The organism is Cellulosimicrobium marinum, from assembly GCF_020551945.1.
In the GTDB taxonomy this organism is placed as follows: Bacteria; Actinomycetota; Actinomycetes; order Actinomycetales; family Cellulomonadaceae; genus Cellulosimicrobium; species Cellulosimicrobium marinum.
On record NZ_JAJBZH010000002.1, the window covers coordinates 543233 to 559429 of the forward strand.

At 73.1% G+C, this 16197-nt stretch carries 16 protein-coding genes and 1 tRNA gene; 5 read left to right on the plus strand and 12 right to left on the minus strand.

Going from position 1 to position 16197, the window contains the following annotated elements:
* Positions 1-5: 5 nt before the first annotated feature.
* The 3 genes from LGQ04_RS06375 to upp all read right to left on the minus strand — a co-directional run bounded on the left by LGQ04_RS06375 (position 6) and on the right by upp (position 2338).
* Positions 6-719: an SDR family oxidoreductase gene (locus LGQ04_RS06375; protein WP_229242850.1), complete on the minus strand. Its 714-nt coding sequence runs from the start codon at positions 717-719 to the stop codon at positions 6-8.
* Positions 720-845: 126 nt separating this feature from the next.
* Entirely contained in the window at positions 846-1436 is a 591-nt protein-coding gene (locus LGQ04_RS06380; RefSeq protein ID WP_229242851.1) for a winged helix-turn-helix domain-containing protein, read from the minus strand.
* 266 nt (positions 1437-1702) lie between these two features.
* Complete coding sequence (gene upp / locus LGQ04_RS06385; protein ID WP_229242852.1) at positions 1703-2338, minus strand: uracil phosphoribosyltransferase; 636 nt, start codon at positions 2336-2338, stop codon at positions 1703-1705.
* 313 nt (positions 2339-2651) lie between these two features.
* On the opposite strand from upp, the gene LGQ04_RS06390 reads away from it, so the two are divergent.
* Positions 2652-3083 (plus strand): nucleoside deaminase, encoded by a 432-nt coding sequence (locus tag LGQ04_RS06390; protein ID WP_229243029.1) that lies wholly within the window; start codon positions 2652-2654, stop codon positions 3081-3083.
* Between the two features lie 77 nt (positions 3084-3160).
* On the opposite strand, the gene LGQ04_RS06395 is transcribed toward LGQ04_RS06390, so the two are convergent.
* The 4 genes from LGQ04_RS06395 to LGQ04_RS06410 all read right to left on the minus strand — a co-directional run bounded on the left by LGQ04_RS06395 (position 3161) and on the right by LGQ04_RS06410 (position 8090).
* Positions 3161-3976: an NAD-dependent protein deacetylase gene (locus LGQ04_RS06395; protein ID WP_229243030.1), complete on the minus strand. Its 816-nt coding sequence runs from the start codon at positions 3974-3976 to the stop codon at positions 3161-3163.
* A 507-nt stretch (positions 3977-4483) separates the two neighbouring features.
* A complete protein-coding gene (locus tag LGQ04_RS06400; protein ID WP_229242853.1) occupies positions 4484-6520 on the minus strand; it encodes a carbohydrate-binding domain-containing protein in 2037 nt (678 codons plus the stop codon).
* Positions 6520-7392, minus strand: coding sequence for a polyphosphate polymerase domain-containing protein (locus LGQ04_RS06405; RefSeq protein ID WP_229242854.1), 873 nt, complete (start codon positions 7390-7392; stop codon positions 6520-6522). Before LGQ04_RS06405 ends, LGQ04_RS06400 begins: the two co-directional genes overlap by 1 nt.
* Entirely contained in the window at positions 7389-8090 is a 702-nt protein-coding gene (locus LGQ04_RS06410) for a DUF4956 domain-containing protein (protein WP_229242855.1), read from the minus strand. Before LGQ04_RS06410 ends, LGQ04_RS06405 begins: the two co-directional genes overlap by 4 nt.
* Before the next feature lie 214 nt (positions 8091-8304).
* Between LGQ04_RS06410 and LGQ04_RS06415 the strand changes: the two genes are divergently transcribed.
* Both LGQ04_RS06415 and LGQ04_RS06420 read left to right on the plus strand, forming a co-directional pair.
* Positions 8305-9141: a siderophore-interacting protein gene (locus tag LGQ04_RS06415; RefSeq protein ID WP_229242856.1), complete on the plus strand. Its 837-nt coding sequence runs from the start codon at positions 8305-8307 to the stop codon at positions 9139-9141.
* A gap of 75 nt (positions 9142-9216) precedes the next feature.
* Positions 9217-9306, plus strand: a tRNA-Ser gene (locus LGQ04_RS06420).
* A 66-nt stretch (positions 9307-9372) separates the two neighbouring features.
* Here LGQ04_RS06420 and LGQ04_RS06425 read toward each other — a convergent pair.
* Genes LGQ04_RS06425 through LGQ04_RS06445 form a run of 5 tightly spaced genes read right to left on the minus strand, consistent with a single transcriptional unit; the run spans position 9373 to position 14321 of the window.
* Positions 9373-10587 (minus strand): tyrosine-type recombinase/integrase, encoded by a 1215-nt coding sequence (locus LGQ04_RS06425; RefSeq protein ID WP_229242857.1) that lies wholly within the window; start codon positions 10585-10587, stop codon positions 9373-9375.
* A 3-nt stretch (positions 10588-10590) separates the two neighbouring features.
* Positions 10591-10824, minus strand: a complete 234-nt coding sequence (locus LGQ04_RS06430; RefSeq protein ID WP_229242858.1) for a helix-turn-helix transcriptional regulator — start codon at positions 10822-10824, stop codon at positions 10591-10593.
* Positions 10821-12389 carry a replication initiator gene (locus tag LGQ04_RS06435; RefSeq protein WP_229242859.1) on the minus strand — a complete coding sequence of 523 codons (1569 nt, stop codon included), beginning with the start codon at positions 12387-12389 and terminating at the stop codon, positions 10821-10823. The genes LGQ04_RS06430 and LGQ04_RS06435 overlap by 4 nt, the downstream gene beginning before the upstream one ends.
* A complete protein-coding gene (locus tag LGQ04_RS06440) occupies positions 12382-13893 on the minus strand; it encodes an FtsK/SpoIIIE domain-containing protein (protein ID WP_229242860.1) in 1512 nt (503 codons plus the stop codon). The genes LGQ04_RS06435 and LGQ04_RS06440 overlap by 8 nt, the downstream gene beginning before the upstream one ends.
* Positions 13890-14321 (minus strand): hypothetical protein, encoded by a 432-nt coding sequence (locus LGQ04_RS06445; RefSeq protein ID WP_053370649.1) that lies wholly within the window; start codon positions 14319-14321, stop codon positions 13890-13892. Before LGQ04_RS06445 ends, LGQ04_RS06440 begins: the two co-directional genes overlap by 4 nt.
* A gap of 137 nt (positions 14322-14458) precedes the next feature.
* Between LGQ04_RS06445 and LGQ04_RS17690 the strand changes: the two genes are divergently transcribed.
* Both LGQ04_RS17690 and LGQ04_RS06455 read left to right on the plus strand, forming a co-directional pair.
* Positions 14459-15361: a DUF5919 domain-containing protein gene (locus LGQ04_RS17690; protein WP_229242861.1), complete on the plus strand. Its 903-nt coding sequence runs from the start codon at positions 14459-14461 to the stop codon at positions 15359-15361.
* Positions 15345-16133 (plus strand): inositol monophosphatase family protein, encoded by a 789-nt coding sequence (locus LGQ04_RS06455; RefSeq protein ID WP_229242862.1) that lies wholly within the window; start codon positions 15345-15347, stop codon positions 16131-16133. The genes LGQ04_RS17690 and LGQ04_RS06455 overlap by 17 nt, the downstream gene beginning before the upstream one ends.
* The last annotated feature ends 64 nt before the right edge of the window (positions 16134-16197 follow it).

The following is a 16197-nucleotide window of genomic DNA, read 5'->3' on the forward strand; positions in this document are numbered from 1 at the left end:
CGGGGTCAGGGGAGGACGTCCGCCAGGGCGTCGTCGACGGGCCGGTCGCCGCCCACGAGGTCGAGGACGAGCCCGGCCGAGCGCGGCTCGTGCACGAGCGCCGCGACGACCTGCGCGACGTCGTCCCGCGACACCTCCTCGCGGGCGCGGCCGGCCTTGCGACGCTTGCCGCGCGGGCGGTCGTCCTCCCCGGCGGGTGCGAGCGCGACGAGACCCACCCCGGGGTCGTCGGTGAGCCGGCCCGGCCGGAGCACGGTCCAGCGCAGCGCCTCGCGCGCCCTGACGTCGTCCTCCGCGGCGGCCTTCGCGCGCAGGTAGGCCCAGAAGACGTCGTCCATGTCGTCAGGCCGCTCGTCGGCGCGGGCCGCGTCCACCCCCTGGGAGGACACGAGCACGTACCGTTCCACGCCGGCGCGCTCGGCGGCGTCGGCGAGGAGGACCGCCCCGGCGCGGTCGACCGTGTCCTTGCGGGCGGCACCGCTGCCTGGGCCTGCCCCGGCGGCGAACACCACGGCGTCGGCACCTTCGAGCTCGAAGGCGACCGCGACGTCGTCGTCCTCCTCCAGGTCGATGAGCGCGACCTGCGCGCCCACCTCGGTGAGGTCGGTGATCTGGGCAGCGGAGCGGACGAGGGCGACGACCTCGTCCCCCCGGTCCACGAGGGTGCGGGCGAGCCTGCGACCGATCTGGCCGTGACCTCCGGCGATGACAGTGCGCATGGCCCGAACGTATCGCCGCGACGGCGACCCTGCCCGGCGAGCCGGTGCCGCCCGGACCGTGCGGGGGAGTGGCCGGGCCGCGGGGTCCCCCGCGCACCACCGCGTCCCGCGGCCCGGCCGGGGTCCTCAGGCGGCGTCCCCCGAGCCGCCGAGGACGACGGGGGTCTGCGGGTCGAAGCGGTAACCGAGGCCACGCACGGTCGTGATGGCGTGCTCCAGGCCGAGCTTCTCGCGCAGACGGCGGACGTGGACGTCGATGGTGCGGCTGCCCTCCGCGACGGCGTGGTCGCCCCACACGGTGTCGAGGAGCTCGGGGCGGCTCACCACCCGGTCCGACGCGCGCACGAGGTGCGTGAGGAGGTCGAGCTCGCGCTGCGTCAGGCGGGTGCGGCGACCCTCGACGCTCACGGTGCGGTCCACGGTGTCGACGACGACGCGCGGCACGGGCGAGAGGGCCGCGAGGCGCTCACGGAAGGCGGCGATGTCCTGCACGGGGCTCGGACCGTCTCCGCGCGGCGGCGCGGTGGGCTCGGCGAGCGCGAGCGCGGTGTACGTCTCCGCGCGGGGCAGCCAGTCGCGGGCGAGCTCGCCGAGGGCGTCGGCCAGCTCGACGAGCTCGGTGGCGGGGGAGGCCTCGCCCGGGACGGGGTCGACCCCCACGTAGAGGACGAAGCCGGGCGTGCTGCGGGTGGGGCGGGGTGCGGCGAGCGTGGTCATGGTGGCTCCGGGTGCGTCGGGCCGACGGCGTCGCCGGGTTCCGGCGGGTCGGCTGGGTCAGGGCTGAACGGGAGGTGAGGCGTTCAGGCCTGACAACAGACGCACATGACCGCGACCGGGAGCACGCCGGAGGGCGCGTCCGCGGGTCGGGTCGTGGTGCTCACGAGAGGGAGCATGGCAGCCCGGTGCGGGGCTCGCCAAGACGCGCACGGGAAGTTCTCACGATGCGGAACGCTTCGCGACCGCATCCCGGACCGGCGGTGGGGTCAGACGACGCCGTACAGGCGGTCTCCCGCGTCACCGAGACCCGGCACGATGTACGCCTTCTCGTCGAGACGCTCGTCCACCGCCGCGACCACGACGTGCACGTCCACGCGCTCGCCGATCGCGTCCTGCAGCACCTTCAGCCCCTCCGGCGCGGCCAGCAGGCACACCGCCGTCACGTCCCGCGCGCCGCGCGCGAACACGTAGTCGATCGCCGCGACGAGCGTCCCGCCCGTCGCGAGCATCGGGTCGAGGAGGAACACGTGCCGGCCCGTCAGGTCGTCGGGCAGGCGGTTCGCGTACGTCACCGCCTCGAGGGTCTCCTCGTCGCGCTGCATCCCGAGGAACCCGACCTCCGCCGTCGGCAGCAGCCGTGTCATCCCCTCCAGCATCCCGAGCCCCGCACGCAGGATCGGCACCACCAGCGGCCGCGGCTCCGCGAGCCGCACACCCGTCGTCGTCGTCACGGGCGTCTCGATGTCGTGCGGCTCCACCCGCACGTCGCGCGTCGCCTCGTACGCGAGCAGCGTGACCAGCTCGTCGACGAGCAGCCGGAACGTCGGCGACGCCGTGTCCTTGTTCCGCAGGACGGTGAGCTTGTGGGCCACGAGCGGGTGGTCGGCGACGTGCAGGCGCATGGGCCCACGGTATCGGACCCGTGCCGCGCGCGTACCGCCCGGTAACCCCGACAGGCCGCAAGTTGTCAGCGTCACGTCGGTCTATAGCCTGGTGAGCGGCTGACAGGTCCGGACCGCCGGGAGCGGTCAGCCGCCCACCGGCCCATCGGCCCGTGGAGCGCTGACAACTCCGGAGGACCCCGTGCCCGACGACGCCCCGCACCACCGCGACCCGGCGGACCAGGGCGGACCCCGCGGGCTCGACCTGCCCTGGGCCGACGGCGCGTTCCCGCCCCCGACCCTCGCCGCCCGCCGCCCCGTGTGGGACGCACTCATGGGACTCGCGCTGCACGAGGCGACCCACGCCCTCGCGAGCGACGACGTCCCCGTCGGGGCGCTCGTCGTCGGACCCGACGGGCGGCTCCTCGGCCTCGGGCGCAACCGCCGCGAGGAGACCGGCGACCCCACCGCGCACGCCGAGGTCCTCGCGCTGCGCCAGGCCGCCGCCACCCTCGGGACGTGGCGGCTCGACGGCTGCACCCTCGTCGTCACCCTCGAACCCTGCGCCATGTGCGCCGGTGCGCTCCTGCTCGCGCGCGTCCGACGGCTCGTGCTCGGCGCCTGGGACCCCAAGGCCGGCGCCACCGGCTCCGTCTGGGACCTCGTGCGCGACCAGCGCGCCAACCACGCCGTCGAGGTCGTCCCCGACGTGCGGGCGGAGGAGTGCGGACGGCTCCTGCGCGACTTCTTCGGGACGCATCGCTGAGAGCCGACCCGGGCCGTGCCGAACACGAGGTTGCTGTCGTCATCGGCTTCAGAACGACAGCAACCTCGTGCTCGGCGTCAGCGGGTGAGTGCCTCGGCGAGGGCGGTGAGGGTCTCGGTGGTGCCGGCCTCGACCTTGAGGGTCGCGAGCGGGTCGCCGCGGGTCGCGCCGCGGTTGACGACGACGACCGGCTTGCCCGCCTTCGCGGCGTGCCGCACGAACCGCAGACCGCTCATCACCGTGAGCGACGAGCCCGCGACGAGGAGCGCGTCGGCGTCGTCGACCATCGCGTACGCCCGCTGCACCCGCTCGCGCGGCACGTTCTCGCCGAAGTACACGATCTCCGGCTTGAGGACACCGCCGCAGAACTCGCACGGCGCGGGGCGGAAGTGCGACGTCTGCTCGATCACCGCGTCGGCGTCCGGCGCGATCTCGACGTCGCCCACCTCCGTGACCGACTCGACGAACCCCGGGTTCAGCGCCGTCAGCCGCTCCGCCAGGTGCTCGCGCGAGACGACCCGCCCGCACGTCAGGCAGATCACGCGGTCGTAGCGGCCGTGCAGGTCGATGACGTTCCGGCTCCCGGCGTCCTCGTGCAGCAGGTCCACGTTCTGCGTGATCAGCCCGACGAGCACCCCCGCGTCCTCCAGGCGCGCGAGCGCCCGGTGCCCCGCGTTCGGGTGCGTGCGGTGCACGTGCTGCCACCCCACGTGGTTGCGCGCCCAGTAGTGACGACGGAACGCCTCGTCCTGCACGAACTGCTGGTACGTCATCGGGTTGCGCGGCGGCGAGTCCGGGCCGCGGTAGTCCGGGATCCCCGAGTCGGTGGAGACACCCGCCCCCGTGAGCGCCGTGACCCGACGCCCGCGCAGCAGGTCCACGGCGTCGTGCACCGTGCCCGTCCAGGGCGCCGGACCCGAGCCCGACGGCGGCGGCTCGCTCGGGCGCCACGTGAGCCGTGACGAGACCGTCGGCACGGCCGACGGCGGCAGGTTCGCCGACGACGTCGCGACGTGCGCGGCGGACCTGTCGGACGGTCCGGAAGCGTGGGCCGCGGGCGGTCCGGAAGGAGGACTGGCGGGCGTCACCGGGTCGGAGGGCACGCCTCCCACGGTACGACGACGACCCCGCACCTCGGGGGGAGAGGTGCGGGGTCGCCGTCGGGCAGGTCGGTGCAGAGCCGACCTCTGCCGAGGTAGAACCGAGGTCGTGCGAGGTAGAACCCCGGTTGCACCGACGTCCGCGGGGGCGGGGCGGGTCTACCATCCGCCCGCTCGTTCCTCGCGGGCTCCCGCCAGACCCGCCACGACCCGCCCCGCCCCCGCGGACGTCGGCCGACCAGCTCCCGCCTCGTGGACCTCGGTACTACCTCGCGCGACCGGGGTTCTCCCGAGCGAAGGTCAGGACGTCAGGGTCGTGCTCTGCGGGGTTGTCCCGTCCTGCGTCGTGCCGTCCTTTGTCGTGCCGTCCTGGGCGGGCGGGGCCCCGCCTCCCATCGGGCCGCCCATGCCGCCACCGGACCACTCGCCGGCGGTCACGTCCGTCGAACCGTTCGACGTCGTGACCGTGTACGACGCGCCGCTCGTCACGTCGGGCGACGACCACACGACGTGGCCCGTGTCCTTCCTGACGGTGTACGACGTGAGCTCCGTACCGTCGGCGTCGGTGATCGTCACGGTGTCGCCGGCGCTCGCGGTGACGGCCGCTGCGATCCAGCCCTGCGCGGAGTCGGTCGACGGCGCGACGGCCATCCCGGAGCTCCCGGCCGCGAGGAGGGTGCCGCCTGTGACCTCGAACGTCCCGGCGACGTCGAGCGCGCCGTTGCCGTCGTTCGTGGGGCCCTGGACGACGGTGTCGCCGCCCGTGACGGTCAGGGTGCCGTTGGAGTCGAGGCCGTCGCCCCCGGCGTCCACGGTGAGGGTGCCGCCGGAGATCGTCAGCGAGGAGCCGTCGTCGGCCTCGAAGCCGCCCCCGCCGCCCCCTCCGCCGCGGGGGCCGCCCTGGGGCATCTCGCCGTCGGCGGGCGGCTCGGGCATCTGCCCGTCGGCGGGCGGCTGGGGGCGTTCGCCGTCGGCGGGCATCTGCGGCATCTCGCCGTCTGCCGGGGCCCGGGGAACCTCACCGGTCGTGCCCTCGGCGGTGCCCTCGGTCGTTCCCGGCGTGCCTGTCGTGGTCGTCGAGCCGACGGTCGCGTTGAGGCCGTCGTCGCTCGCGGTGACGTCGACGGTGCCGTCGGCGACCGTGATGGCGGCGCCCTCGATGCCCTCGACGGACTCGGTGACGGTGAGCTCGCCGCCGGCGAGGGTGACGTCGCCCTCGGCGTGCACGCCGTCGTCGCCCGACGCGACGGTCGTGGACCCGCCGGACACGGACACCGCGCCGTCGGAGTGCAGGCCGTCGTCGGCCGCGTCGACCGTGACCGCCGCGTCGTCCCCGACGACGACCCCGACGCCGCCGTTGAGCCCCTTCGCGGAGGCGTCCTCGGCGACGGTCGTGCCGGTGCCGCCGCCCGCGGTGACGTCGAGCGTGCCGCCGGAGACGATCACGTCGGTCACGGCCTGCACGCCGTCGTCGCCCGCGGTGACGGTGACCGACCCGCCGCGCACGTCGACGACGCCGAGCGTCTCGTCGTCCTCCTCGGTGGACTTCAGGCCGTCGCCCGCCGCGGTGACGTCGAGCGTGCCGCCGGTGACGACGAGGTAGTCCTTCCCGCGGATCCCGTCGTCGCCCGCGTCGACGGTCAGGTCGCCGCCCGTGACGACGAGGCCGTCCTTCGACACGATCGCGTCGTTCGCGTGCGACGTCACGGTGAGGGCGCCGGAGCCGCCGATCACGAGGTCGGCCGTCGAGAACAGCGCGCCGTCGGGCTCGTCGTCCTCGTCCTGGTCGGTGGACGACTCGGCGTCGGTGAGGCTGTTCGTCGACCCGTCGGCGAGGACGACGGCGACCCGGTCGGCCTCCTCGACGTCCAGCGCGGCGTTCTGCGTGCCGGTGACGTCCGCGCCGTCGAGCACGACCTGCACGAGGCCGTCCGCGGCGCTGTCCACGACGACCTGCCCGTCGAGCTCCCCGCTGAGGACGTACGTGCCGGGAGCGGTGAGGGTCACGGTCGAGCCGTCGACGGTCACGCCGTCGCCGTCCGCGGTGGCCGTGTCGCCGTCGAGGGAGACGGCGACGGCGTCGGCCGCGTCGGCCGCGTCGGCCGCGTCGTACGCGACGTCGGCCTCGTCCACGGTCACGTCGACGTTGTCGGCGCGCGCCTCGTCCGGCGTGAGCCCGGCGACGGCGGTCGAGGCGACGGTCGTCGTCGTGGTCGTCGACGTGCCCGCCGCGGTGGTGCCGTCGGAGTCCGACGAACCGCCCAGCACGGTGCAGCCCGCGAGGACGGCGGCCGCGGCGGCGGCGGTGACGTAGGTCAGGGGTCGGCGGATGCGCATCAGGTGCTCCTGTCGTCGGGGTGCCCGGCGGTGCGGGCGGGAAGTCTGCGGGTGGGGACGCCCGCGGGGGCGTCGGTGAGGTGGCGGCGGATGACGCGGCGCCACGGGCCGTCGGGCAGGTCCGGGCGCAGCAGCGCCAGACCCGTGCCGTACTTGGAGATCCGTTCGGGGCGGTGCCCGTGCCGCCACAGGAGCCGGTCGAGGTCCGACGGCGTGGACCCGCCCTTCGTCTCGACGACCACCAGGTGCGGCACGGCCCGGCGCACGGGCTGCCCGGCGGGGTCGGTGTCGAGCTCCCACGCCAGACCGGTGTCGACGGTCGCGCGCGCACCCCCGGCGTCGGACGGCAGGTGCAGGGTGAGGCGGCGGTACTGCGATACGAGCCCCGGCTCGAGGGCATGCGGCCGCACCGGCCGCACCCCCTCGGCGGCGAGCGTCGCGGCGACGAACGCGCACCCGCCGCCGAGCGTCGCGGGGTCGTCCAGGTGCGGTTCGCGCTGCTTGAGGGTCGTCCCGCGTGCGGCCCGCGTCTTCACCTCGAGGAAGCTCAGCCCCGAGTCCAGGTAGGTGCGCGTACGCACCTTGAACCGGCGGCGGCGGCGCGTCGCCGTGAGGCGGAACGACGCGAGGTCCGGGGTGTCGAAGTACACCGACTCGTACCCGAACTGGCGGCTCCCGTCGATCTCCAGGACGCGTGCCACGCCCGTGCGGGCGAGGTCGTCCAGGACGGTGAGCGCGTCGTCCGCGCGGAGCACGTACTTGCGGTCCACCCGCGTCAGGAGAGCCGCCGACGCGACGAGCTCGTCCAGACCGATCCCGCCCAGCGGGTCCAGCACCGCGCGCACCTGTCCGTGCGCACCGGCCGCGCTCATGCGCGGGCCCCCGCACGGGCGACGTCGGGCACCCCGGCCGTGGGGGCGGCGTCGGGCACCGTGCCCGACGCGCGGGCGGCCGGCCCGGGCAGGGACGCGGCGGACGCGGGACCCTCGGCTGCGGTGACGGCCTGCGCCGTCGAGCGCGGCCCGGTCCCGGGCGCCGCGTACCGGACCTCGACCCACGTGGTGTCGTTCACGAGGTCGACCCGCTGCACGTTCGCACCGTGCACGCGCGCACCGAGCAGGGACTCCAGGTGCGCCACCAGGGCGACCTCGTCGACGAACGCCCGGTCGAGCACCATCGTCTGGGTGCGCGACCGCCGCAGCACCCGCGGGTGGTCCACCACGCCCATCACGACGAGCACGAGGACCGTGCCCGCGAGCGACAACCACCCCGTCGACGCGCCCAGGCCACCCAGCAGACCGAGTGCGAGCGACGCGAAGTAGTACGCCACCTCCGTCTGCGACAGCTCGCTCGACCGGAGCCGGATGATCGACAGCACCCCGAAGAGACCGAGCCCCAGGCCCGCCCCGACCGCGCTCGACGCGAGCGTCGCCGCGACGGCGAGCACCCCCACGTTCACGCCCAGGTAGGCGACGACCAGGTCGCGCCGCCGGTGCCGCGGGTAGTACAGGCCGAACGCGAGGACGACGGCCGCGACGAGGTCGACGGCGTACAGGAGAGGCTGGGACACGGGGCGGCTCCGAGGTCGGGCGCTGGGCGCTGCGGAAGGTGACATGTCCAGGGAAGGCCGCGACCCTGTGGACTCGCTGTGCGAGGCACAGGGTCGCCGTATGAGTGCCCGACACCCCCACGCCACCTCGCGTTCACCCGACGGGACGCGCCCCCGGCCGCCACCCCGCACGGTGTTAGCGTCGCCTCAGAACCACCGGCGACGAGAGGCAGGCATGACGACGACCACCCAGGCGCCCCGGCGCGCCCGACCGCAGACCGTCCTCGAGGTCCTCGAGACGACCCGGCTCGGCCCGCACATGGTCCGCGTCGTCGCCGGCGGGCCCGGCTTCGCGACGTTCACCGACAACGGGCACACCGACAAGTACGTCAAGATCGTCTTCGCACGCCCCGAGCTCGGCCTCGAACCGCCCTACGACATCGCCGCGCTCCGCGAGACCCTCGCACCCGAGAACGTGCCCGTCACCCGCACCTACACCGTGCGCTGGGTCGACCCGGCCACCCAGCGCCTCGCCGTCGACTTCGTCGTCCACGGCGACCACGGAGTCGCCGGACCCTGGGCCGCGACCGCCCGCCCCGGCGACCCCCTCGTCGTCGTCGGCCCCGGCGGCGGGTACAGCCCCGACCCCACCGCCGACTGGCACCTCCTCGTCGGCGACGACGCCGCCCTCCCCGCCATCGCCGCAGCGCTCGACGCCCTGCCGCGCGACGCCGTCGGCCACGCCATCCTCGAGGTCGCCACCGACGCCGACACCCAGCCCCTCCACGCGCCCGACGGCGTCCACGTCACCTGGCTGCACCGCGGCGACGCCCCCGCCGGCACCACCACCCTCATCCCCGAAGCCGTCCACGCCCTCACCTGGCGCGACGGACGCGTCCACGTCTTCGCCCACGGCGAGCGCGAAGCCATGAAGGCACTCCGCCGCGTCTTCGCCGCCCGCGGCGTCCCCCGCGAGGACCTGTCCCTCTCCGGGTACTGGGCCTACGGCCGCGCCGAGGACCGTTTCCAGGCCGAGAAGCGCGAGCCCATCGGCCAGATCTTCGAGGACTGAGACCCCCGCCCACCCGCCGATTCGGTATCCGGGGGTCGGAGCGGGTATCCTGCTTCGGCCGGGTTCACCGGCGAAGGTAGCGTGTCCGAGCGGCCTAAGGAGCACGCCTCGAAAGCGTGTGTGGGTGAAAGTCCACCGTGGGTTCAAATCCCACCGCTACCGCCACCCGAAGGGCCCCACCCGCAAGATTCCGCGGCTGTGGGGCCCTTCGTCGTACCTGGCCCTCCGTTTTCACTCCGTTTTGCCCTGGGGCGCGTCGACCGAGGCGTGCTGGACGAGCTGGTCGATGACGACCCGCAGGTCCGGGGCGACGTGGGTGCGCTTCACGTAGTGCCGGACGGTCGTGCCCTCGTCCGCGTGGCCGAGCAGCGCGGTCGCGTTGCCGATCGTCGTGGAGTTCGCGACCTGCGTCGCCACGGTCCGGCGGAAGTCGTGCGGGGTGACCGTGGTGCCGATGGAGGCCTGCGCCTCGCGGAGCTGGTCGCGCACGCGGCTGGGGGAGCGCGGCGTGGCCCGCGTGGACGGGAACACCAGGGCGTCCGGGCCGCCGTCCAGGCCGAGGTCCAGCGCCTCGCGGATCGCGGTGACGACGAACGCGGGGAGCGTGATCGTGCGCCGCGACGAGTCGGACTTCGGCTTGGCCTGCCGCACGAGCCGTCCCTCGGCCCGGACGACGGTCCCGGTCACCGTGAGCGTCGGGACCTCGGCGTCGAGGTCGACGTCCGCCTCCCGCAACGCCAGGCACTCACCGATTCGCAGGCCGGTGCCGAGCATCGTGTCGACGATCTGCGGAAGGAGCGTGACGTTGCGACGACCGCGCGCGAGGGCGGGGCGGTCCTCCCACTCGCGCACGGCCTTGCGCAGCAGCGCGATGTCCTCGAGCCCGAGGGTGCGGACCTCGGCCCGGCGCGGCTTGCGGACGGTCACCGCGTCGCGGACGGGGTTGAACGGCGCGGCTCCGTAGCGGACGCACAGCATCATGACTTGGGACATGACGTTGCGGGCCTGCCGCGCGGTGTCGAACTTCTGCGCCGTGCTCAGCGCGATGAGCACCCGGTTCACCGCGACGGGCGTGACCTCTCGGACCCGCAGCAGACCGAACGCGGGCCGCAGGTCGCGTTCGAGGACGCCGCGGTACGTCTCCAGCGACTGCGTCGTGATCTGGCCCTCGACGCGTTTCTCTGCGATCCAGTGGTCGAACACGACGTCCATGCGGGTCGCCGGGGTGATCGCCGCCGCCCCGGGGACCGTGGCCTCGCTGCTCGCGCGGTGCAGCTTGTCCTCCAGAGCCCGCTGCGCCGCCGCTCCCGAGGGTCCGCGCGACTCGTACTTGTGCAGCACGCCCGCGAAGTCGCGGTACTGCGCCTGCGCCCGCCACACGCCGGGGGAGATCTCCTTGCGGCTGATCCGGCCCCAGCGGCCGGGCTCGATGGGCTTGCGCGCCATGCCTCAGCCCGCCGTGCCGGAGTCGGTGACGCGGTCGAGCCACTGCTCGACGTCGGCCGGCCTGTACCGGAGTCGCGCTCCGACCCGCACGACCTTGGGGCCGCCGCCGCGGCTGGACCACGCGTACACGCAGTGCAGGCTCACGCCGAGGTACTCGGCCAGCTCCTCAGGTGTCATGAGCCGCGGCCTGCCGCTCGGCCTGTCGATCGTCGGGGTGTTCGTGGTGGTGCTCGTCATCGTGCTGCCTCCCTGCTTCCGTTCCGAACCGATGCCGTCGTGTGCGCCTTCCACTGCGCGTACTCGCGGGCTCGTGCTGCCGCCGCGTCGGCCAGCGCCTTATCTCCCGGGTTGGTCCACCCGGAGCCCTCGTAGGTCCAGGAGCCGACGACGAGGGTCGTCTCGTCGTCCTCGGCGAGCAGGCGTGCTTCAAGGTCGGCGACGTCCATCGGCGTCCCGTCGCGCTCGGCGTCGGCCTTGAGCCGCTGGAACCGGACCCGAGCCCGGCGCAGCCGCCCGAGGGGGATCGAGTAGCGCCGCGACTTGCTCGAGAAGTGCCCACGGAAGCCGAGCATGTGCGCCCACTTCGCGAGCAGCCGATACGGGCTGTCCGCGCACTGTCCGCAGACGCAGCCCTCGTCGTCCTCCGGGTCCGGCCCGGCGAGACCACGGCACGCGGTGCGGGCGCGCTCGGCGAGCCACCGGCAGGTGCGGACCATCCGCTGGTGGTGCGGGCGCGGCGTCGCGAGATCCGTGCCCGTGCCCTTGGTCGAGTACTTCGCGAGGTAGCCAGCCACCTGCTCGGGCCGTAGATCGTCGGAGCCGTCGTCGTTCTCCGGTACGCCAGTGCGCACGCACCGCACGTCGAGCTGCGTACCGAAGCGCAGCACGCGCGGGACGTCCGCACCGTCCACCGGAGGAGCCGTGACGGCCACTGCCCGAGTAGCAGCCCGCGCGGCGTGCGCGAGGGTCGACCCGTCGACGGGAGCGGGGCTGCCCGGGCCGTCGGGGCCGTCAAGCCGGATGAGGGCGTGGAAGTGCACGAGGCCGCGCACCTGATACTCGGCGACCTTCGCGAACTGCACCGAGGCCACCATCCCGAGCGTCGACTCGCGCACGCCCAGAGCCTCGACAACCTGGCGACGCAGCGCGATCGTGAAGCGGCGCCACAGCTCCGGGGCGTGCCACTGCCACACGACGGCCGAGTGCCAGTCGTAGCAGGCCTCGCACAGCGGCGACCCGACGACAGGGTCGGTGTCGGAGTGCTGCATAGTGCACCCACGCGGGCGGCCGTGCGGGCACGTCCCGGTGCCGTGCGGTCGGCAGCGCGCGGACCTACCGTGCTTGGCTCGGGTGCCGTGCACGTGCCCGAAGGACGGTGCAGTGAGGGTCGCGAAGACGAGCGGGTTGTCCGCGACGGTCGTCGGGACGGTCTTGCCGCCCAGGAGGCCCGCCCGGATCATCTCGAACGTGTCGCGCGCGTAGACGCGGGAGCAGGCCGGGCAGACGGACTCGCGCCGGTTGCCGCACGCCCGGTACAGGACGCCGAGCGGCGCGTCGTCGGAGCTGAACTGCGACAGGACCTCACCCGTTGCCGCGTCGACGGTGGTCGAGGAGCCGCGCAGCCGGATCGGGTGCGAGCAGAAGCCGGTGCGGGCGGCGGCGTCGGAGAACGCAGCAGCGGTGCGGTCGCGCAACCGTGCAGTGATCCCGGCGACCGCCGCCGGGGTGAGGTCCCCGAGGTCGAGCGGGGCGTCCAGCCCGAACCCCGGGAACCCACCCTGCGCGGGAGCGACGTCAGGCATCCGACGCCTCAGCGGCGGACGCCGTGCGGGTCGCCGACTCGCGCGGCTTGCGAGGAGACCGCGGCTTGCGCGGCGCACGCGGGGCCCGCTGCTCTTCGGCCGGAACCCGCGTGGGTGTGGTCGCCTTGTCGTCGGCGTCGGGAGTCGGAGGGCCGACGAAGATCGGTGGCGGAACGTACCGGTCGGGCGCCGGGTAGGTCTCGGCGACCATCCGGATGAACGTGTCCTCCCAGAAGTCCGCCCGCACCCGCTCCACGTTCCCGTCGTCCGCGACCACGTAGCCCGTGCCGGGATGTGCCGGGCTGATCTGGTGTGCGGGCGCGACGTCGGCCATGCCCTCGCCCAGCACCATCGCCGTCTCGGACGCCGACCGCAGCCGCAGCGCGACGGTCTGCGTGAACAGGCCACGCATCGCCACGGTCTCCTTACGCGGGTCCTGCACGAACGCGACGACGAGAACGCCGAGCGCCCGGCCCTGCGTCAGGACGCGACGCAGCAGGTCCGACGCCTCACCCTGCACCTGCTTGGACGCGTACGCGGTAAGGACGGCGAGCTCGTCGATGAGGAGCACGTGCACCGGGTCCCCGGGTGTCGGCACGAAGTCACGCGTCCGCCCGTACATGGCCCGCTGCCGCTGGTCGACGACGACAAGCAGGTCACGCAGCGCGTCCACGGCCTGGTGCTCGTCCGTGCTGACCCTGTAGAAGAGGCGGTCACCCATGCCGATCTCGATACCGCCCTTGAGGTCGATGCCCCACAGTCGCACGAGGCCCGCCTGCACGGCCGGGGCGAGGTTCCCCGCGATGCCCCAGAAGATGGACCCCTTGCCGGAGCCGGAGCAGCCGACGACGAGCGTCTGTAGCCCGCGCAGCGGGAGGCGCCACCGGTTGCCGTCCTGGATGCGGCCGAGCTGCACCCCGGTCGGGTCGACGTCGTTCGGGATCGTCGCGTAGAGCGGCTGGTCGAGGAGATCGGCCATCGTGAGCACGATGTCCAGCACCCCGGGCCGCACGCGACGGCTCGTCGACGCCTCGGCGCCCATGATCGTGCCGACCGCCTCGACGGCGGCGCGCAGGTCGTCGAGCGTCTGACCCGAGCGGGCGCGGACCCGGATCGTCAGCGTGTTGTCGCGTGCCCCGACGCGGAGCAGCCGCGGGACGGTCCGGTTCTCCCGGACGACCCGGTCGGCGAGCCCGCAGGACTCCGCCATCGACGGCCACTGCCGACGCACGTACCGTCGCCACCGATGACGACGCAGCGGGCCGCCGAGCACCGGCTCGTACGTCATGGGGCTGAACACCGCCCAGAACGCGCGAGCAAGGTTCCACGCCGGGACGGCCCAGTAGAGCGCAGCCGACAGCGTGTCGTAACCGAGAAGGCCGACCACGCCGCCCACGAACAGCGTCGCCGCGATCCACCGCCACGCCCGCACGGTCCACCGCAGCGCGAGCCACAGCGCTGCGAGGACCCGGCGAACCCCCTGCCAGAGCCGCGCGATGATCACGCCGCGGCCTTCGGGCTAGCCTTCGCCGCGTCTCGGGCCTGACCGGGCGCGACGAGGTCGGACGCACGGAACGACCAGGCGATGCGGGGACGCATCCCGTTGTCGTCGACGTAGGGAAGGGCCGTGAGGCCCACGAACTCGACGGGCGTCCACGGGAACCCGGACTTGTTCTCCGGCGGGACCGGCTGGTACTTCGCCGCGAACTTCACCGTCACGCCGATCTCCTTACGGCCGGCGTCCTCGTCGCCGTCGATGACGACGCACTGCCACAGCGGCAGGCCCGTCTCCTTGTCGTGCTGCTGCGGGCGCGTCCCGTCCGGTCGCTGCGCCGCGTTGAAGTCCGCCACGGGCTCGACCTCCCCGCGCAGGAACGCACCCTTCGGGAACGCCACCGAGTGCTCGATCTCGAACCGCTGCTTCATTGCCATGTGGATCACTCCGATTCGCACGTGGAGCGCGCTAGTCGCTACTCCTGCGACTGACTACACACGCAAGCGAGTCGCGTGTCAAGCGATCGAGCTTGTCGGATTCGCGTGTCACGCGATTCAATGCGAGGATTGCGGGCGTGAGCGGGACATGGGATGCAGTGGTGCGCGAGGTGCTCGACCAAGCCCGCAAGGCGGCTGGAGGCGGCGCGCCCCTCGCGCTCGCGCTGCGCTCAGCCAACGTCGGCCCGGACTCCGGTACCTACTCGGAGTCGGCCGTGAGCAACTGGATCAAGGGCCGCGCTCGCCCCCCGGCGGACGTCGTCCTCGCGGCCGCGTCGCTCTACGGAATCTCGCTCGATTCCCGGCTGGGTTCCGAGTCGAAGTCCGATTCCAAGGAAGCAACCGACCTCGAGCAGCTCCGCAGCGCCCTGAGTCGGCTCGAGACCCTTGTGCACGAACGACTGAGCCCACCAGGCACCGTGAGTCCGTTCACCACACGGGACGTTCGTGGCGTCTTCGCCACGCGATCAGAGGCCCAGGCAGCCATGCCAGTGCTCAAGACGCTTGCCAACGCGGAGCGAGTCGACGCAATGGGCCTCAGCCTCAACGCTCTGTGTCAAGGCGTGTCGGACGTGACCCTCGCCGAGTTCGTCGAGAACGGGCTCACGCTTCGATGCCTGTTCTTGGACCCAGGCGGCGATGCAACGGCCGCGCGGGAGCTCGAGGAAGAACTACCCGTCGGACACATCGCGGAGCTCACACGGACAAACATGCTCGCCGTCGCTCGTCTCCGGACGCGGCTCTCGCCCGAGGCGAGTCAGCGGGTGCACGTGCGGACCTACGACGAGCCAGTCCGCTTCAACATCACCACGGTCGACTCGACCCGCACCCTCGTGCAGCTCTATCTGCCGAACCTCCGTGGCCTGGACGCGCCTACGCTCCTGATCGAGCCCGACGACGCGGAGCCGCACGGGCTGTTTCCGGTGTTCGAACGAATCTTCGCTGAGACTTGGGAGCGCGGCCGTGTCGTCGGAGACTGAGCTAGCTGCAGAGAGCGCGGTCGACCTCGCACTCTCGATCCTCCACGCTGGTGCAAAGGGCGATCGCGTGTACAAGACGGATCGAGACTTTGCGACGGCCACAGACTTCGCGATCGAAGACGCCGTCCGAGCGCACCTTGCGCGGGAGACGCCAGGGTTGGGCTTCCTCGGCGAGGAGCGTGGCCATACCGGCAACCGCGACCGGTACTGGTGCCTCGATCCCATCGACGGGACCACGAACTTCGCGCGTGGGTTGCCCAACTATGGGGTCTCGCTCGCCCTCGTGGTGGATGGTGTACCCACATTCGGCACGATTGCGCTGCCTGCTTACGCCGAACGATACGTCACACGCGACGGTGTGGCGTGGGTCAATGGTGAGCGCACAACGGTGTCGACGACATCAGGACTACCCGAGGCCGTCGTCTCGGTGGGCGACTTTGCGACCGGATCAGACAGTGCCGAGAAGAACCAGCGGCGGCTCGGCATGGTCGAGCGGCTGGCCCAGGCTGTCGGCCGCGTCCGCATGCTCGGTTCAGCCGCGACCGACCTCGCCTGGCTGGCAGGTGGACGCCTCGACGCCGTCGTCATTGACGCAAACCGCACCTGGGACGTAGCCGCGGGGGTCGCCGTTGCGAGCGCGGCGGGCGCCGTCGTAACCCACCTCGACGGAACGCGCTATAGCCTTGCCGGGCGTGACGTCCTCGCTGCGACCCCCCTCATCCACGCGGAACTTGTGTCGTCGCTGGGTTACGGCCGCTCACTAGCCGAGTAGAAATTGACTTACGACCACCCAAGCGAACGAGAGCACAGACCCTTTTCCTAGTTATAGAGGAACT

What these genes read in the sequence shown, in the direction of transcription:
- LGQ04_RS06375 (WP_229242850.1), bottom strand. Translation starts at nt 719, where the DNA reads ATGCGCACTGTCATCGCCGGAGGTCACGGCCAGATCGGTCGCAGGCTC.
- LGQ04_RS06380 (WP_229242851.1), bottom strand. Translation starts at nt 1,436, where the DNA reads ATGACCACGCTCGCCGCACCCCGCCCCACCCGCAGCACGCCCGGCTTC.
- upp (WP_229242852.1), bottom strand. Translation starts at nt 2,338, where the DNA reads ATGCGCCTGCACGTCGCCGACCACCCGCTCGTGGCCCACAAGCTCACC.
- LGQ04_RS06390 (WP_229243029.1), top strand. Translation starts at nt 2,652, where the DNA reads ATGGGACTCGCGCTGCACGAGGCGACCCACGCCCTCGCGAGCGACGAC.
- LGQ04_RS06400 (WP_229242853.1), bottom strand. Translation starts at nt 6,520, where the DNA reads ATGCGCATCCGCCGACCCCTGACCTACGTCACCGCCGCCGCCGCGGCC.
- LGQ04_RS06405 (WP_229242854.1), bottom strand. Translation starts at nt 7,392, where the DNA reads ATGAGCGCGGCCGGTGCGCACGGACAGGTGCGCGCGGTGCTGGACCCG.
- LGQ04_RS06415 (WP_229242856.1), top strand. Translation starts at nt 8,305, where the DNA reads ATGACGACGACCACCCAGGCGCCCCGGCGCGCCCGACCGCAGACCGTC.
- LGQ04_RS06425 (WP_229242857.1), bottom strand. Translation starts at nt 10,587, where the DNA reads ATGGCGCGCAAGCCCATCGAGCCCGGCCGCTGGGGCCGGATCAGCCGC.
- LGQ04_RS06430 (WP_229242858.1), bottom strand. Translation starts at nt 10,824, where the DNA reads ATGACGAGCACCACCACGAACACCCCGACGATCGACAGGCCGAGCGGC.
- LGQ04_RS06435 (WP_229242859.1), bottom strand. Translation starts at nt 12,389, where the DNA reads ATGCCTGACGTCGCTCCCGCGCAGGGTGGGTTCCCGGGGTTCGGGCTG.
- LGQ04_RS06445 (WP_053370649.1), bottom strand. Translation starts at nt 14,321, where the DNA reads ATGGCAATGAAGCAGCGGTTCGAGATCGAGCACTCGGTGGCGTTCCCG.